Source organism: Mesorhizobium australicum (assembly GCF_900177325.1).
GTDB classification, from domain to species: Bacteria; Pseudomonadota; Alphaproteobacteria; order Rhizobiales; family Rhizobiaceae; genus Mesorhizobium_A; species Mesorhizobium_A australicum_A.
This window is the reverse complement of record NZ_FXBL01000004.1, coordinates 2,925,022-2,941,853: the sequence shown is the minus strand read 5'-3', so window position 1 is coordinate 2,941,853 and position 16,832 is coordinate 2,925,022. Positions and strand designations below refer to the sequence as shown.

Below are 16,832 nucleotides of genomic sequence, written 5' to 3'. Positions count from 1 at the left end.
CGTAGCGAACCCGGAATCCAGAGGACAGACCTGGGGATTGCGGATTGTCGGACTAGGACAAGTTGGCCGGCGGCGGCAACCTGGATCCCGGGTTCCGCTGCGCGGCCCCGGAATGACGCGTGATGGTGTGTCCGCCAGGCCCGCCAACGGCCCCCGTCACCCCTCTGCGGCCACGCTGTCCCTGACGAACAGCACCAGCGTCTCGGCGATCAGCGCCGGCTTCTGCTCGCCCTCGATCTCCACCGTGCTGCTGGCCTTCATCAGGAACTGGCCCGGCGACTTCTCCTCGAAGGAGACAAGCGTCGAGCGCAGGCGCACGCGGGAACCTGCCCTGACCGGATTGATGAAGCGCACCTTGTCGAGCCCGTAATTGAAGGCCGCCGCCGTGCCGTCCGGCGTGGCGTCGATCTCGTAGAACAGCGAGGCGACCAGCGACAGCGTCAGGTAGCCATGCGCGATGGTCGACTTCGTCGGGGCCTCCCGCCGGGCGCGATCGACGTCGACATGGATCCACTGATGGTCATTGGTCGTATCGGCGAAGGCGTCGATCATCTTCTGGTCGATCGTCACCCAGGACGACACGCCGAGTTCCTGCCCGACCATGCCCTTGAGGCCGTCGAATGTCACCTTCGCCATGCAGACTCTCCTGTAAGCTTTTTCAGCCCGCAGGCATCTAGACCCCTCGGGCCCTTCTGCAAAGCGGCCGGCGTTCTTTCATGTCAGTGAATGAGACGCGGCCTATTCGAGACACTCCGGCCCAAGCTCCGTCGCCCGTGTCCGGCCGATCAGCGCGAGCGTCAGGTCGAACTCGGCAATGACGTTGCGGATCACCTCGCCCACGCCCGCCTCCCCCGCCAGCGCGAGGCCGTAGACGTAAGGCCGCCCGAGCAGGACGGCACGGGCGCCCAGCGCCAGCGCCTTCGCCATGTCCGCGCCGGAGCGGATGCCTGAATCCATCAGCACCGGCATTTCGCCAGCAGCGGCCACCACGCCCGGCAGGGCGTCGAGCGTCGCGATCTCGCCGTCCACCTGCCTGCCGCCATGGTTCGAAACCACCAGGCCGTCGACGCCGTGCTCTTTCGCCAGCCTCGCATCGTCGGCATGGCGCACGCCTTTCAGCAGGATCGGCAGCTTCGTCATCGCCCGCAACCGCGCAATGTCGGCCCAGGTCAGATCGGGTCGCGAATAGGTCGCCACGAAATGCCCGACCGCCGCGCGCACCTGGCCGATCGACAGGTCGAACGCCTTGCCCTTGCGGCGCAGGCTCAGCAGCGCCTCTATCACCCCCAGCCCCCTCGGCTTCACGCCGGTCTCGGGCGCTTTGGCCGGGATCGCGGCGCGGAACACCGGGTCGGAGAGATATTGCGCCAGCCCCTGCCCCTTCAGGAAGGGCAGAGAGGCCTTGTCGAGGTCGCGCGGCCGCCAGCCGAGCAGCGTCGTGTCGAGCGTCACCACGATCGCCTCGCAGCCGCAGCTTTCCGCTCGGCCGACGAGCGATTGCACAAAGGCGTCGTCGCTCGACCAGTAGAGCTGGAACCAGCGCGGCGCCGATCCCATCGCGGCCGCCGTCTTCTCCATCGCCACCGAGGCCTGATTGGAGAAGACGTAGCCGATGCCCTCGGCCGCGGCCGCGCGTGCCACGGCGAGATCGGCCTCGGGATGCACCATTTCCAGCACGCCGACCGGCGCGAGCAGCACGGGTGCCGCATGCCTGCGCCCGAACAGCTCGACCGACAGGTCGCGCGTCGAGACGTCGTTCAGCACCCGCGGCACGAAGCGGTGCCGCTCGAAGGCGGCGCGGTTGGCGCGCATCGTGGATTCCATGCCCGCGCCGCCGACGATGTAGGCGGCCGCGTCCGGGCTCATCGCCGCGGCGGCCTTCGCCTCCAGCGCATCGGGCGCCACCGGCACGAGCGGCCTCGCCCCGCCCACGCCGGGCACGTAGATCTGCATCTGGCGCAGGCGGCCGGGAGACGGCGAAGTCATGGCTTCCCCCTGATCGGGACCGGCCTACTTCTTCCGCTCCATCCCCTCGCGGATCTCCTCCATCGCCTCCTTGATGCGGTCGCGGAGGATCTCGATCGTCTCGGTGGAGGATTTGCGCACCACGTCGGCCATCTCGCTGGCGTTCTTGACCGCGGTCTCGAACGAGCGCCTGGCGAAATCCGCCTGCTTGCTCATCAGCTCCTGCGGACCGCCGGAGGCGCGGAAATCCTGCGCCATGTCGCTCACCTCGCGCAGCGTCTCCTCGAGGATGCGGCGCTGCTTGTCCATCAGGCTCGAGGCACCCGCGGTCGCGGCCTTGGCGGTCTTCTCCAGCGTCTCGAGGTTCTTGCGGTGATGTTCGATGATCTTGTCGACATCGACGCTCGGCATCTTCAGCTCCTCGCCGAAGCTCTTGAACATGTCGATGAACGACCCGTTGTCGGTCTTTTTCGCCATCTCGTCCTCCCGTCTCGCGGCCTCGCATTCCGTGCCGCGCCGGACCAGATTAGGCCATGGCCGGGGAAGGTCAATTGCCGAAGATCAGCAGTTCGCCGACATGCAGCGCCAGCCCCGCCAGTCCGCCCACCAGCATGCCGTTGAAGCGGATGAACTGCAGGTCGCGCCCGACATTGATCTCGATCAGTTGGGTGAGCTGGCCGAGATCCCAGCCCTTCACCTGGTCGGCGATGAAGCGCGACACGCCGCTCTTCTGGCTCTCCACGAAGGAGGACAGCGCCACCACGAAGCCGGCGTTCATGTCGGCGCGGATCGCCGGGTCCGCCGCGAGCTGGCGGCCGATGTCGACGAAGAGCGACGCCATGTGAGTGCGGATCATCGAGGTCTCCGAGCGCGCATCCTGCTCGAGGAACGTGCGGAACCCCTGCCACATGTCCTGAGCCAGGTCGCGCAGCTCCGGCCGGGCGAGGAAGTCGCGCTTCAGCGTCTCCGCCCGCTTCGCATAGGCCTTCGACGTCCTGAGCTTCTCGACGAACCCTTCGACGAAGCGGTCGAACTCGGCCCGCATCGGATGGTCCGGATCGGCCTTCACCTCGTCCAGCAGCGCGCCGGCCGCAAGTACGATCTTCTTCAGGAGATAGGCGTCCGCCCGGAACAGCTTCGCCAGCGAGGGCAGTTCGTCGCGGATCCTGTCGCGCAGCGCGTCCAGCGCCTCTTGGTCGTTGAGGAAGCGCGCCAGCACTTTCACGATCTCGTCGAGCAGCCTCTGGTGCCGCCGCTCGTCGGCGAAGGCGGTCAAAAGCTCCGCCGCCAGCGGCGCCACCTGCACCTTCTCGATCTGCTCGGTGACGCGCTGCGCCACGAACTCCCTCAGGCCCGAGCCTTCGATCGCCGTTACCGCCTGCGGCACCAGCCGCGCCACGAAGCGCGACAGGCTTTGCGCGCGCTCCGGTTCCGCCAGCCAGTCCGCCACCAGCGCGGCGAAATCCACCTCGCGCAGCTTGCGGCTCACCGGGTCCGGCGCGAGGAAATTCTGCTCGATGAAATGGCCGAGATTGTCGGCAATGCGCTCCTGGTTCGAGGGGATGATCGCCGTGTGCGGGATCGGCAGGCCGAGCGGCCGCCGGAACAGCGCCACGACCGCATACCAGTCCGCCAGCCCGCCGATCATCGCCGCCTCCGTGAAGGCCGCCACGAAGGCGAGTGCGGGAACCGACGCCTCGAAGCTGCGCGCCAGGAGGAACACGATCAGGCACAGCACGAGCATGCCGGTGGCGAGCGCCTTCATCCGCCGCAGCGCGGCCAGTTTTGCCGCGTCGGGCGCGGAGAGCGCAGAAGTGCTGGCGATGTCCTGCATGGAATGCGATCCGGCTGGTCCGTCGTGATCTAGGCGTCCGCGGCCATGCGCGCCACCCCTGCCCTTCGCCGGGCGCTGCAATCACGGTATTTTTTGCAGTGCACACAAATCTTATGTTGCAATGCACAATAGCCGACCTATATGCCGGCTAAGCCTCGGGTCATGGTGAACGAGGCGACCCCGTTGCTCCCTTTATGAGGATGGAGAATATCATGGCCAAGGCCACCAATCCCGCTTCCGTCGCCCAGGACGCCATGTCGGCGCTGTCCGAAGCCGTCGAAACCGTTCAGTCGAAAATGGAAGTTCCCGCCGCCGCGCGCGACTTCGTCAAGCGCATGGCAACCGACGCTCAGGAGCGCGCGGAAAACCTGCACGAGGACGTCAAGAGCGCCACGCATCGCGCCGAGACCTTCGCGACCTCGCTCGTCAGCGGCTATGCCGATTTCACCCGCGGGCTTGTCGAAGCCTCGCTCGCCAATGTCCGCCACGCGCTCGCCACGGTCGAGAAAGTCGCGACTGCCAAATCGCTCAACGAGGCGGCGCAGATCCAGGTCGACTATGTCCGCGACAGCGCCCGCTCGAACTTCGAGCGCGCCCGCGAAGCCGCCGAGGCCGCCCGCGTGGCTGCCGTCGACGGCGCCAAGACCATCCAGTCCGAGATTTCGGCCCTCTACACCAAGAAGGCCGCGTAAGCGTAGCGTCCCGCGTCAACAGCAGTTCGCATCAAGAAAAACCCCGCCGGAGCGATCCGGCGGGGTTTGTGCATGGGTCAACCGCGCCAGGCCGGCTTGGCCGCTTCGCGTCGGGCTTCTTCTGCGGTGCGGCCGATATCGCGCAGCAGGCGCTCGTCCAGTTCCGCCAATGCGCGGCGCTGCCGTGACCGGGCAAATGCCAGGCACAGCAGCGCGAAGGCGTTTGCGCCAATGTCGGCAAGCGCCCTTCCGGCGCTGCCGGCCGCCGTCGCGACCGCCATCGCTGTCGATCTCATCATGTGTATTCTCCGGTTCGATTGCCGGAGAATACGCGTTGCGACACGATCATACTTCGGTTAGCATCAAACTATGAAAGAAGGTCCCGTGATCTCCACGATCGCTGCGCTGATCGGCGATCCTGCCCGTGCCAACATGCTCACGGCGCTGATGGACGGCCGTGCGCTGACCGTGTCGGAACTGGCGGAAGCCGCGCATGTCGCGCTGCCGACCGCCAGCGGCCATCTGACGAAACTGGAGGCGGCAGGCCTGCTCAAGGCTGAAAAGCAGGGCCGCCATCGATATTACCGGCTCTCGGGCGCCGACGTCGCACAGGTGATCGAGGGGCTGACGGGACTTGCGGCGCGCATGGGCGCGACGCGCGTGCGCACCGGCCCGAAGGACACGGCGCTGCGCCAGGCGCGCCGCTGCTACGATCACCTCGCCGGCGAGCGCGGCGTCGCGATGCTCACGGCAATGGAGGCGCGCGGCTTCATCGAGGGGGAGGATGTCCTGCGCCTGAGCGAACCCGGCCGTGCCTTCGTCACGGAGTTCGGTGTCGACCTGGACGCGCTCGAGCGCGGCAGGCGTCCGGTCTGCCGCGCCTGCCTCGACTGGAGCGAGCGGCGCAACCATCTCGGCGGCGCACTGGGAGCGGCAATGCTCGAGAAAATGGTCGAGCGCCGCTGGGCCCGCGACGCCGGCAACCGCGTGGTGAGCTTCAGTCCGGAAGGCAACCTCAGTTTTAGGCGCCTCTTTGGCGCATTTGGATAGACCTGCCGGCTCCCGCGCGACTTGTCGTCAGACGACCGCGCGGATGACGCTGCCCGTGGGCAGGTGCGTCGTGAATGACATGTGCATGCCGGTGAGGTCGATCGAGCCGACGGTCTCGCCGTCCTCGAAGTGCAGATTCGCGTCGAACTTGCGCGCCAGCGACTTCATCGCCTGGTTGTTCGGATGCGTGGTGACGCGCAGGCTCTCATAGCCCAGCGCCAGCGCGTGGCCGATCAGGCGCTTGAACAGCTGGCTGCCGATGCCCTTGTGCTGCAGGTGCCGCTCCACCGAGAAGGCGATCTCGCCGGTCGGCGGGTCGAGGTCCGGGCGCTCATGCAGTTCGGCAGCGCCATGCACCTCGCCATTCTCGACATAGCCGATCACGGTGGCGCCCTGCGAGAAGCAGCGCGCGGCATAGGAGGCGACGAAGACATCGTCCGTCATCCCGTTGAAGCGGTCGCGCCGGCTTTCCGGGTCGAGCCGCAGCAGGTGCTCGCGAAAATTCGCAAGGTCGGACGGCCGCAACTGGCGGATCTGTCCTGTGAGCTTGGAGTGCGAGTGCCTGGTCTTCATCATGGGCGCGATCCTCGTGGTGTTCCTCCCGCGAGTCATCGACGTGTCGTCGGCGCTGATATTGTGCAGCGCACAATAAAATTCAAGTCGGTATATATACCATGCATGATTTCTCGCGGCGACGCACCGTCAACAGGACGTCGCACAAAGCCTCGCGGTTCGAGCCGAAAGCGGAAATTGACAAGCGGCCTGCCGTTCGCGCATCCAGTCGGCATGATGACCACGATGCCCTTCCCCGCGCCCGGCCCGATCTGCAGCCTCGACGCCGTCGAACTCGCCCGGAAGATCCGCGCCCGCGACCTTTCGTGCCGACAGGTCTCCGAGGCATTCCTCGACCGCATCGAGGCGGTCAATCCGGCGGTCAACGCGATCGTGTCGCTGCGCCCGCGCGCCGAGATCCTCGCCGAGGCCGATGCGGCCGACAGGCACCTGGCGGCAGGCGGCGCGGCGGGCCCGCTCTTCGGCCTGCCGATGGCAGTGAAGGACATCGCCGGCACCAGGGGGCTGCGGACCACCTTCGGCTCGCGCATCTTCGCGGATTTCGTGCCTGCGGAAGACGATTTCTTCGTCGCCCGCATGCGCGCCGCCGGCGCCATCTTCATCGGCAAGACCAACGTGCCGGAATTCGGCTTCGGCTCGCAGACCTACAACGAGGTGTTCGGCCCGACCCGCAACGCCTTCGACCAGAACCTCACATCGGGCGGATCGAGCGGCGGCGCGGCGGTGGCCACCGCGCTGCACATGGTTCCGCTCGCCGATGGCAGCGACATGGGCGGCTCGCTGCGCAATCCCGCCGCCTGGAACAACATCTACGGCTTCCGCCCCTCGCAGGGTCTTGTGCCCAGCGGCCCGGGCGGCGAACTGTTCATCAGCCAGATGGGCGTCGAAGGCCCGATGGCCCGCAACGTCGCCGACCTCGCGCTGCTTCTGTCCGTGCAGGCGGGCTACGAGCCGGGCGCGCCGCTGTCGCTCGGCGGTGTCGACACCGATTTCACCGCGCAGCTGTCGCGCCCGCTCGAGCGCAGCCGCATCGCCTGGCTCGGCGATCTCGGCGGGCATCTCGCCACCGAGGACGGCGTTCTGGCGCTCTGCGAGGCCGCACTTGGCGACTTCGAGCCGATCGGCCTTTCGGTCGAGGCGCATCTCCCCGACGTCGATTTCGAGCGGATCTGGCAGGCGTTCATCACGCTGCGCCACGCCACCAGCGGCTGTGCGCTCAAGGTGCACTATGACGATCCGGCGCGCCGGCCGCTGCTCAAGCCCGAAGCCGTCTGGGAGATCGAGGGCGCGCTCGATCTCAAGGCCCCGGCCATTCACGCCGCCTCGGTCGTCCGCTCCGAATGGTACAAGGCGGTGCTGCGCCTGTTCGAGCGCTACGACTTCCTCGCTCTGCCGACCGCGCAGGTGTTTCCGTTCAGCGTCGACATCCACTGGCCGGACGAGGTCGGCGGCCGGAAGATGGACAGCTACCATCGCTGGATGGAGGTCACGGCGCTCGCCACCATGGCCGGCTGCCCGGCCATCAGCCTGCCCGCGGGCTTCGACGGCCAGGGTCGGCCGATGGGTTTCCAGCTCGTCGGCCCGCCCCGCCGCGATGCCAGTGTCCTGCGCGCGGCTGCCGCCTACGAGGCGGCCACCGGCAGAGGCGGCGGCGTCCGCCCAGCAGATAGGTTAAGTTGAACTTTTTTGTCAGCTTATCTCAATCTAGTCTGGAATAATTCCAAAAAGGGGCGCATATAGGCGTTAACCGGTGGCAAATCCGGAACGTCCAAGGAAAGCGATCCAATGCGCCTTACCCGTCAGACCAACTATGCCGTCCGCATCATGATGTATTGCGCGGCCAACAGCGGTCGGCTGAGCCGGATTCCCGAGATCGCGTCGGCATACAACGTGTCGGAACTGTTTCTTTTCAAGATCTTGCAGCCGCTTGTCGAAGCGCGCCTGGTGGAGACCGTCCGTGGCCGCAACGGTGGCGTCAGGCTCGCGCGCGCCGCGTCCGAGATCACCCTGTTCGACGTCGTGCGCGTCACGGAAGAGAACTTTGCCATGGCGGAGTGCTTTGAGAATGACGCCGTCGACTGCCCGCTGATCGATTCCTGCGCGCTCAACAGCGCGCTGCGCAAGGCGCTCGGCGCCTTCTTCGAGGTTCTGGAGAGCTTCACCATCGAGGATCTCGTCAAGGATCGGACCGACGTCCGCCTGCTTCTCGGCATCCCGCAGCCCGCGCAGCCCGTCGCCGCGGCATAAAAGCCCGGCGGCATATTCAATCCGCAGACGTCATCCCGGAGGCCGCAGGCCATCCGGGACCCATTCTTCTCCGAGAACTGGCCCCGGTCGGGTTCCACCTGCGACGTCTTATCGTTTCGGATTCACGGCGAAGAAGCCGCGCTCCAGTCGCCCACGCCAATGGATACCGGATGGCCTTCGGCCTCCGGCATGACGAACGTCTTTTCTACAGCGTCGCCGACTGAGGCAGCACGAACGGCGCGCCCGCCGCGGGCGTGACGCCGACGCGCAGGCCGCATTCGAACACCCGGCTGATCCGCTCGTCCACGAGCACTTCCGCCGGCCGTCCGACCGCCTCCGCCCTGCCCCGGTGCATCATCACGATCCTGTCGGCGAACATCGCCGTCAGGTTGAGGTCGTGCAGGATGGCGATCACGCCGCCGCCGGCTTTGGCGAAGTCGCGCGCGATGCCCATGATGATCAGCTGGTGCTTGATGTCGAGGCTCGACACCGGCTCGTCGAGCAGCAGGAAGCGCGCCTGGCCGTCGAGCACCGGCTGCCAGACCTGGCACAGCACGCGGGCAAGCTGCACCCGCTGCTGCTCGCCGCCCGAGAGTTCCTGGTAGAACCGTCCCGCGAAGCCCGCCAGGTCGACACGTTCCAGCGCCTCCTCGGCCAGCAGCTCCAGCGCCGATCCGCTCACGCCGGAACGGCCGCTCGTCAGGCCGAGCCGGACGATTTCGAGCACGGTGAAGGGAAACGACAGCGTGGTCGCCTGCGGCAGCACGGCGCGGAAGCCCGCCGCTTCCCACAATTTCATCGTCCGCAGCTCACGGCCGGCGAGCTTGACCGAGCCGTGATAGGTCCATTCGCCCGAGATCGCCTTCAGGAGCGTCGTCTTGCCGGAGCCGTTCGGCCCGACGATCGCCGTCACCTCGCCCGCCTGCGCGGCGAACGACACGTCGGAGACGATCCGCTTCGATCCGATGTCGACCGAAACCTTGCTGAGCTCGATCATGGCGCTTCTCACAGGTCTATGACGCCGCGCTTGCGCAGCAGGATCCAGAGGAAGAACGGCGCGCCGACAGCGGCCGTGACGATGCCGATCGGCAGTTCGGCGGGTGCCACGATGGTGCGGCTGACCGAATCCGCCAGAAGCAGCAGGCTGGCGCCCAGCACGGCCGCGGCCGGAAGCAGGTAGCGGTTGTCCGGGCCGATCACCAGCCGCAGCAGATGCGGCACCACGATGCCGACGAAGCCGATGCCGCCCGAAACCGCCACAGACGCGCCCACTGCGCCGGCCACCGTGACGATCGCCACCGACTTCACCCGCTGCACGGGGATGCCGAGATGGTTGGCAGTCGATTCGCCGAGCGACAGCGCATTCAGCCCGCGCGCCAGGAAGGGCGCCGCGACGAGTGCCGCCGCGATGATCGGGCCGGCGGCCGCGATCTTGATCCAGGTTGCGCCGGCGAGCGAGCCGAGCCCCCAGAACGTCAGGTCGCGCAGCTGCCGGTCGTCGGCCATGTAGACCAGCAGTCCCGACAGTGCGCCGGCCATGGCGCCGAGCGCGATGCCGGCGAGCAGCATGGTCGCGACCGACGTCTGGCCGCGCCGGGTCGCGACGCGGTAGAGCACCAGCGTCGTCAGCAGGCCGCCGCAGAACGCCGCCAGCGGCAACGAATAGATACCGAGCAGTGCGGTCAACGGCGCAAGCGCGGTGCCGCCGAGCACTATGATCGAGATCGCGCCAAGCCCGGCGCCGGCCGACACGCCGACCAGGCCCGGATCGGCGAGCGGGTTGCGGAACAGGCCCTGCATCACCGCGCCGGACACGGCAAGTGCGGCTCCGATCAGCACGCCGAGCACGGCGCGCGGCAGGCGGATGTCCATGACGATGATGCGGTCGCGCGCCGACATCGCGCCCTCCGCGCCGATCCCCAGCAGCTCGCCGAGCACCGACAGCGCGGATGCATCCGAGGCGCCGGAGGCCAGGCTGAAAAGAAAAGCCGCGCAGAGCGCGACGGCGAGGATGACGATGGCGATCCGGGCCCGCTGGCGCCGGTCGCCCTCGGCTGAGGGCTTCCGGACCGCGGCCGGCACATCTGATACTTTCTGTAGCACCGGCCCTACTCAGTTCAGGACGCGGTCGCCGTAGAGCGCCTTGGCGAGGTCGCGCGCCGCGGCCGCCGTCCGCGGCCCGAAGCCGAGGAGATAGGCGCCGTCCATCCGCACGATGGCGTCGTTCTGCACCGCCGGCGTCTGCGACAGCGCCGGATGCGCCTTCATGTCGGCATTCGCCGCCGCGTGGTCGCCGCCCCTGTCCATCATCAGGATCAGGTCGGGCTGGGCGGTGACGATCGCCTCGTCGGTCAGCGCCTTGTAGCCCGGGAACTCCGAGATCACGTTCACACCGCCGGCCATCCTGATGATGCCGTCGGCCGCGGTGTCGGTTCCCGACGCCAGCGCCTTGCCGCCCTGCATCGACAGGATGAACAGCACCCGCTTGCGCTCGACAATTCCGGCCGTCGCCGCGATCGCGGCATCGATGTCGGCCTTCACCTCGGCCGACAGTTTCGCTGCCTTGTCCTCGACGCCGAGCGCGGTGCCGACCACGCGGATCTTCTCCAGGATACCGGCCTCGTCAAATTTCTCGGGCACGGTGGCGAAGGGAACGCTCGCCTTCTTCAGCACCTCAATCGCCTCGGGCGGGCCGCTACCCTCGATGGTGAGGATCCCGTCCGGATTGATGCCGAGCACGTTCTCCGGCGAGATCGCCCGCATGTAGCCGATGTCCGGCAGGGCAAGCGCGGCCGGCGGATAGAGGCCGGTCGAATCGCGCGCGATCAGCCGACCCTCCTCGCCCAGCGCATAGACGATCTCGGTCACCGAGCCGCCGATCGCGACGATGCGTTTCGCCTTCGCAACGCCGGCGACATCCTCGGCCGAATGCGCCTTCGGCGTCGGTGCCGCGAGCGCCGCGAGCGTCAGCGCGACGGCCGCCGCCCACATGGCAGCACGGCGCGTCCGCGCATTGGGAAGAAAGAGGGTCATGGGCATTCTCTCCTCAGGCTGCGGTCGAGCGCGGGCCGCGCGGCAGGTTCTCGACCAGGCCGCGCCAGTCGTCGCGCTCGAACGCGCCTTCCTTGCGCTTGCCGAAGAACTGGATGATCAGCTGGCCCGCCGCGTCATAGGCTTCCAGCGACGTGACATGGCCTTCGCTCGCCGGCTTGCGCACCGCCCACACCTCGCGGATGTGGTCGAGCCGCAAGTGCAGGTGGAAGGTCTCGTCGAGCACGTTGATCCACGGGCCCATCGGCTTGATCTCCTTCACCGGCCCGCTGTGGATCTGGATGCAGCCGCGATTTCCCACGAAGCACATGATCGGGATCTCCTCGTTCGCCGAGATCCGCATCATCGCCGCGACCGAGTCGTGATCGACCGGCCATGCATATTCCTCGCCGACGAGGTGCACCGCCTGCTGGCGGGTGAGCTTCAGGTCGCGCAGGATCGACATGAACTGGTGCACGTCGGTCATCGACGACCAGCGCGCGCGCAGCTCCTCGACATCGACGGACGGATTGACCGCCGGCGCGATCGAGGTCACCGGCGCGACGACACGCAGCGTCTGCTCCTGCTCGGCATGGATCAGGGTAGCGACCAACTTTTCGTAAGCCTCGACATTCGAGGCCGCGCGCAGATGCACCTTGTGCACCGCCTCGCCGCTGGCGTTGAAGAACTGCAGGCTGCGCCGCACGGTGCCATCCTCGTCGGTCTTCGACACGGCATAGCCGTGCGCCCACACCTTCGGGAAGATGCGCAGGTCGATCTGCTCGCCGAGCGCCATGGCGGCGTGCTCGCCGAGCACGACCTTGTCGTAGACGCCGATCTTCTCGTGCACGGCGCTCTCGTTGCGGGTGAGCGCCATCACCTCGCCCAGCGCCTCCATGCCGGTCAGGAAGGCATCGACGTCCGCACGGATGCGTCGGGTCCCCTCTCCCACCCAGGCGGCGACGAATTCGGCTTCCGAAATGCCGAGTTGGCCGGCGAGGTCGCGCTCGCGCATTTTGGGGTTTTCGGCGCGCGCACGGCGGATCGCGTCGGGCGTGGGTCGGTCTGCAGTCATAATCCTGGTCCTGCTTTGGCTGTCTGTGTGGCTACTTGTTGAGGATCAGCTTGCCCTGCCGCGTGATCTTGAGGCGGTAGAGCGCACCGTGGTGTTCGATGCCGATTTCGTGCTCGCCCCGGAACAGGACCGCGCTGTCGACGCGACGCGCCGGGACGGGAGAGACCGGTCGGGCGAGGCCTTCGCGCCGCAGCAGCGAGCGGTCGGCATCTGTGGAGTGATCGAAGGTAAATCTCGTGTTCACGGCGGCGGCCCCTTCATCGCGCCTTGCTCGCTTGGCTGGCTCGGCGACATCGTGATATGGATTGTTGACACTGCTTATCAGCTTTATTAGGGAGTGCAATACCGGAGTAAACGAGTCAAGTTTAAATTCGGGATCGAATTTGACGCCAGCCAGCCTCTGAGGGCCAGCCAGCACAATCACAATGTGTCAGGAGCGGACTATGGGGCTGGTGGGACGAAACAGGGCGCTGCTATGCGGCACCGCCCTCGCGATCTTCGCGAATGTGGGAATGGTTCAGGCGCAGGAAGACGCCTCGACGGAACAGGTGACGGCCGAAAGCCAGAAGAAAGGCCGCGTCACGCAACTCCAGCGCCTGGTGCTGGGCGCCGGCCAGGAAAAGGTCGCGATCGATACGCCGCAGGCGGTGAGCGTTCTTGAGCAGGAAGACATCGACTCCGCGCAGCCGTCCACTGTCGCGGACGTGATCCGCAAGATACCGGGCGTCAATGTCACCGGTTCGGACCGCGTGCTCGGCCAGTCCTTCAATATCCGCGGCGTCGGCGCGCCGGAAAACTCCGGCGACCAGGGCCGCATCATCGTCAATGTCGACGGCGTGCAGAAATTCTACGAGCAGTACCGCCTCGGTTCGTTCTTCTCCGACCCGGAGCTCTTCAAGCGTGTCGAGGTGCTGCGCGGTCCTGCGTCGTCGACGCTCTACGGCTCCGGCGCGCTCGGCGGCGTGGTCAACTTCACCACCAAGGATGCGTCGGACTTCATCGCCGAGGGCGACCGCGGCGCGCTGAAGCTGAAGTCCACGCTGGAGAGCAACGGCAAGGGCGTTCTCGGCTCGGCAACGCTTGCCCAGCGCATGGGCGAGAATGCCGAATTCCTGCTGATGGGCAACTGGCGCCAGGCCGACGTCTACGAATCAGGCAATGGAAGCGAGATCATCGGCACGAACTTCCGCGCTTGGTCCGGCCTCGCGAAGGGAACCTTCAAGGTGGGCGACGAGGGAACGCTCCGCCTCTCCTACCAGCGTTGGGATTCCGATCTCGACGACCAGCAGCTCTCGCAGACGTCGACTGCCACGTTCTTCGGCCTGGTGGACCGTCACGTCGTTGATCAAACTGCGATCGCCTCATATGAGAACCCGTTTTCTGACAACGATATGCTCGACCTGAAGGTGGCGCTCTCATACTCGGACACCAGTAACAAGCAGCGCGACGCTGACCTCCGCGACTACTGTGGGTCTACCTCATCGTTCAATGTATTGTGCGATTCCGACTACGCCTACAAAACCCTACAGTTTAACGCCCAAAACACGATGGAATGGCGGGGAGCAAACTGGGAGAATTTTCTTACTTACGGTGCACAGATCGCTCATCAGTCCCGCGTTGCAAGTATCTATGACAACAGCGGCGATCCGATCGACCTGAGTTTCCATCCTGAGGGAACCGACCTTAAGGCCGGCTTCTTCGTGCAGAACGAGTTCATCTGGAATGACCGCCTCACGCTCATCCCGGGCGTCCGTTTCGACTGGCATGAGCTGACGCCGGAAGACGCTATCTCTGGCTCGGATTCGTTCACCGACACGGCGATCTCGCCGAAGCTTGCGGCGCACTACAAGTTCAACGACACGATTGCCGTCTTCGGTTCGATTGCTCACACAGAACGTTTCCCGACGATTGACGAGGTGTTCTCAACGAGCGGCTCAAGTGCAACGTTCTTGCCGAGCCTCGATCTGAAGAAGGAACTCTCCACCAACTACGAGGCCGGTTTCGCCCTGTCAGGCTACGACATGCTTCAGACAGGCGATTCCGGTCAGCTTAAGTTCACCGGCTTCTACAACGACATTACAGACCTGATCGCGTTTAATAGGTTTCTTGTTCCTGGACCAAACAATATCCAAGGATACGAGAACATAAGCAGTGCAGAGATATACGGATTTGAAATCGAAACGGCCTATGACTCTGATTATGTATTCGCGAATGCGGCCTATACATACACAGTCGGTCGCGATTTGTCCTCGAATCGTACCGAAGAATATCTGACCTCTGTTGCTCCGCATGAGTTGAAACTCACCCTCGGCGGAAAGCTCCCGCAGCACGATCTACGCTTTGGATGGAATGCACGTTTTGTAGCCGGCCCGCTAAATTCGGCACGCGACTACGAGGTCCCGCCTCCCGGATCCACCGTCACTCGCTATTCCTCTGCCTTCGATGTCCACGACATCTTCCTCTCCTGGACTCCGAAGGAAGGTGCCGCGCGCGGTTGGGAGGTCCAGGCGGGCATCGATAACGTCTTCAACCGCCCGTACAAGGAGTTCCTCATGAACGATCCGGCCAAGGGTCGTACGTTCAAGCTCTCCCTGTCCAAGCAAATCGGCTGGTGATCATGCGCCTTGCGGCATCCCTCCTCGTATTGACCTCCCTGGTCGCGATGCCGCTGGCTCCGGCGGCGGCGCAAGGCGCCTCGCCGGAGCAGCATGTCTCCCTTGATCTCAACGCCCTGCAGCCGTCGGAAGGCGGCTGCAGGCTGACTTTCGTGGTGGCGAACAACCTCGCCACCCCGGTCGACCGCGCGGCTTTCGAGATGGCGCTGTTCGACAAGGCGGGCGTAGTCGACCGTCTCACCGTGCTCGACTTCAGGTCGCTGCCCGCCGGCAAGACCAAGGTGAGCCGGTTCGATCTCAAGGGCGTGGACTGCGCAAATGTCAGCCGCGTGCTGATCAACGACGCAACCGAGTGCACCGGCGCCGGCACCGCGCCCGACGCCTGCCTCGCCGCGCTGAAAACCCAGTCCACCTCGGGCGTCTCCTTCGGACGATAGCTCGATGTCGGTCCAGCCCGCACCAACGCTTCCCCGCCGCCCGGTCGCGCTCCGGCCGGTGGCGCGGCGCGCGCGCCTCGACCCGCCGAACACGTTCCAGGCGCCGCACCACGTCTTCCTGCGCGAGCCTCAGCGCCCCGCCTGGATCGAGACCGAGAATCCCGACCTGTCGCCGCTGCCGGTCGCGCCGCTCGCCGCGACGCCCGCCGCTCCCCGCGCGCAGCGCAGATGGCTGGCGTTGCTCGTCGCCTCGGTCGCGCTCCACGCCGCCGTCGCCGGCTTCTTTCTGCTGCGCGGCGGCGACGAGAGCGTGCAGATCGCCGGCTCGCAGGAGGCGGGTGTCGCGATGTATGGCAACTCCGCCGCCAACCTGACGCTGGAGGGCCCGGAAGACGCGGCCAACGTCGCCATCATCACCATGACGCCCGCACAGCCGGTCGAGACTATCGACGCCTCCGCGGTGGGGCCCGTCGAGGCGGTGCAGCCGGTCGAGGAGATGGTGACCCCCGTCGAGGAGGTCGCCACCGAACGGGTCGCCGAGCTGGCTGAGACGCCACATGCGGAGCCGGTGCCGGCGGATGCGGCGACCGCCGCGCCCTCCCCCGTGCAGCAGGTGTTGGCTGTCGATACGGCCGAGGTCGTCCCCGACGAGGAGGCCGTCGCCCCCGTCGTGCCACAGGCGGCCGCGGTTCCCCCGCCCGACGAAGTGGTCGAGGTGCCGGAGGCGCCGGTCGTGGGCGAAACGCCGGAACCGGAGAAGCCTACCCCGCCACCGAAGGTGGCCGAAACGAAGCCGCAGCCCAAGCCGGCCGAGAAGCCAAGGGCGGAAAAGCCGGTGAAGAAAGCCGAGGCCAAACCGACGGAGACGAAGCCCGCCAAGGCCGACGCCCCGGCCAGGAAGGCCGAGAAAAAGGTCGCTGCCGGCCGCGGCGGCAAAGACAAGGCCGACGGCCAGAGGGGCGTCGCCGACGGCGAGGCGAGCGGAACCCGCGCCGACAATGCCGGCAAGGGCAAGGGCTCGACCGCGGGCAACGCCGCCGTCTCCAACTATCCGGGCAAGGTCGTGTCCAAGCTGAAGCGCGCGGTGCGCAGCATATCGCCTGGCAAGCGGCGCGGCGCCGATCGCGACGTGCATGTCGCCTTTACCGTCACAACGAGCGGCGCACTGGCCAGCGTCAGCGTGACGCGCAGCTCAGGCTCGTCGGCGCTGGACAACGCAGCCCTTCAGGCCGTGCGCCGCGCCGCGCCCTTCCCGCCGATCCCGGACGGACGCAAGTCGTGGAATTTCTCGTTCCCGCTGGGGCTGAGGTGACC

Annotated in this window: 18 protein-coding genes; 7 read left to right on the top strand and 11 right to left on the bottom strand. The window is 66.4% G+C overall.

Annotated elements, in window-relative coordinates; genetic code table 11:
* Positions 1-156: 156 nt before the first annotated feature.
* The 4 genes from B9Z03_RS16965 to B9Z03_RS16950 form a co-directional block, all read right to left on the bottom strand.
* Complete coding sequence (locus B9Z03_RS16965) at positions 157-636, bottom strand: MaoC family dehydratase (protein ID WP_085465285.1); 480 nt, start codon at positions 634-636, stop codon at positions 157-159.
* Between the two features lie 102 nt (positions 637-738).
* Positions 739-1,986 (bottom strand): alpha-hydroxy-acid oxidizing protein, encoded by a 1,248-nt coding sequence (locus B9Z03_RS16960; protein ID WP_085465284.1) that lies wholly within the window; start codon positions 1,984-1,986, stop codon positions 739-741.
* A gap of 24 nt (positions 1,987-2,010) precedes the next feature.
* A complete protein-coding gene (locus B9Z03_RS16955) occupies positions 2,011-2,442 on the bottom strand; it encodes a phasin family protein (protein WP_085465283.1) in 432 nt (143 codons plus the stop codon).
* Between the two features lie 70 nt (positions 2,443-2,512).
* A complete protein-coding gene (locus B9Z03_RS16950) occupies positions 2,513-3,799 on the bottom strand; it encodes a DUF445 domain-containing protein (protein WP_085465282.1) in 1,287 nt (428 codons plus the stop codon).
* A gap of 212 nt (positions 3,800-4,011) precedes the next feature.
* Between B9Z03_RS16950 and B9Z03_RS16945 the strand changes: the two genes are divergently transcribed.
* Positions 4,012-4,491 carry a phasin family protein gene (locus tag B9Z03_RS16945; RefSeq protein ID WP_176247546.1) on the top strand — a complete coding sequence of 160 codons (480 nt, stop codon included), beginning with the start codon at positions 4,012-4,014 and terminating at the stop codon, positions 4,489-4,491.
* A gap of 77 nt (positions 4,492-4,568) precedes the next feature.
* On the opposite strand, the gene B9Z03_RS16940 is transcribed toward B9Z03_RS16945, so the two are convergent.
* Positions 4,569-4,790 carry a DUF1127 domain-containing protein gene (locus B9Z03_RS16940; protein ID WP_085465280.1) on the bottom strand — a complete coding sequence of 74 codons (222 nt, stop codon included), beginning with the start codon at positions 4,788-4,790 and terminating at the stop codon, positions 4,569-4,571.
* A 70-nt stretch (positions 4,791-4,860) separates the two neighbouring features.
* Between B9Z03_RS16940 and B9Z03_RS16935 the strand changes: the two genes are divergently transcribed.
* Positions 4,861-5,541 (top strand): ArsR/SmtB family transcription factor, encoded by a 681-nt coding sequence (locus B9Z03_RS16935; protein ID WP_085465279.1) that lies wholly within the window; start codon positions 4,861-4,863, stop codon positions 5,539-5,541.
* 27 nt (positions 5,542-5,568) lie between these two features.
* Here the strand turns inward: B9Z03_RS16935 and B9Z03_RS16930 are convergent, their stop codons facing one another.
* A complete protein-coding gene (locus B9Z03_RS16930) occupies positions 5,569-6,117 on the bottom strand; it encodes a GNAT family N-acetyltransferase (protein ID WP_085465278.1) in 549 nt (182 codons plus the stop codon).
* A gap of 210 nt (positions 6,118-6,327) precedes the next feature.
* Here B9Z03_RS16930 and B9Z03_RS16925 point away from each other — a divergent pair, with 210 nt between their 5' ends.
* Complete coding sequence (locus B9Z03_RS16925; protein ID WP_085467715.1) at positions 6,328-7,794, top strand: amidase; 1,467 nt, start codon at positions 6,328-6,330, stop codon at positions 7,792-7,794.
* A 105-nt stretch (positions 7,795-7,899) separates the two neighbouring features.
* Entirely contained in the window at positions 7,900-8,361 is a 462-nt protein-coding gene (gene rirA, locus B9Z03_RS16920; protein ID WP_085465277.1) for an iron-responsive transcriptional regulator RirA, read from the top strand.
* Positions 8,362-8,566: 205 nt separating this feature from the next.
* Here the strand turns inward: rirA and B9Z03_RS16915 are convergent, their stop codons facing one another.
* From B9Z03_RS16915 to hemP, 5 genes are read right to left on the bottom strand one after another with little or no spacing between them, the layout of a single operon-like run.
* The gene (locus B9Z03_RS16915; protein WP_085465276.1) at positions 8,567-9,358 is read right to left on the bottom strand and encodes a heme ABC transporter ATP-binding protein; all 792 of its coding nucleotides are present in this window, start codon (positions 9,356-9,358) and stop codon (positions 8,567-8,569) included.
* 8 nt (positions 9,359-9,366) lie between these two features.
* Positions 9,367-10,443 (bottom strand): FecCD family ABC transporter permease, encoded by a 1,077-nt coding sequence (locus B9Z03_RS16910; RefSeq protein ID WP_139832296.1) that lies wholly within the window; start codon positions 10,441-10,443, stop codon positions 9,367-9,369.
* 30 nt (positions 10,444-10,473) lie between these two features.
* Positions 10,474-11,400, bottom strand: coding sequence for a heme/hemin ABC transporter substrate-binding protein (locus B9Z03_RS16905; protein WP_432417006.1), 927 nt, complete (start codon positions 11,398-11,400; stop codon positions 10,474-10,476).
* A gap of 7 nt (positions 11,401-11,407) precedes the next feature.
* The gene (locus tag B9Z03_RS16900) at positions 11,408-12,466 is read right to left on the bottom strand and encodes a hemin-degrading factor (RefSeq protein WP_085465273.1); all 1,059 of its coding nucleotides are present in this window, start codon (positions 12,464-12,466) and stop codon (positions 11,408-11,410) included.
* Between the two features lie 31 nt (positions 12,467-12,497).
* Entirely contained in the window at positions 12,498-12,662 is a 165-nt protein-coding gene (gene hemP / locus B9Z03_RS16895; protein ID WP_085467714.1) for a hemin uptake protein HemP, read from the bottom strand.
* Positions 12,663-12,909: 247 nt separating this feature from the next.
* On the opposite strand from hemP, the gene B9Z03_RS16890 reads away from it, so the two are divergent.
* The 3 genes from B9Z03_RS16890 to B9Z03_RS16880 are packed head-to-tail and all read left to right on the top strand — an operon-like array spanning position 12,910 to position 16,830.
* Positions 12,910-15,081 (top strand): TonB-dependent hemoglobin/transferrin/lactoferrin family receptor, encoded by a 2,172-nt coding sequence (locus tag B9Z03_RS16890; protein WP_085465272.1) that lies wholly within the window; start codon positions 12,910-12,912, stop codon positions 15,079-15,081.
* A 2-nt stretch (positions 15,082-15,083) separates the two neighbouring features.
* A complete protein-coding gene (locus B9Z03_RS16885) occupies positions 15,084-15,518 on the top strand; it encodes a hypothetical protein (RefSeq protein ID WP_085467713.1) in 435 nt (144 codons plus the stop codon).
* Between the two features lie 4 nt (positions 15,519-15,522).
* On the top strand, positions 15,523-16,830 hold the full coding sequence (locus B9Z03_RS16880) for an energy transducer TonB family protein (RefSeq protein WP_085465271.1): 1,308 nt from the start codon (positions 15,523-15,525) through the stop codon (positions 16,828-16,830).
* Positions 16,831-16,832 lie beyond the last annotated feature (2 nt).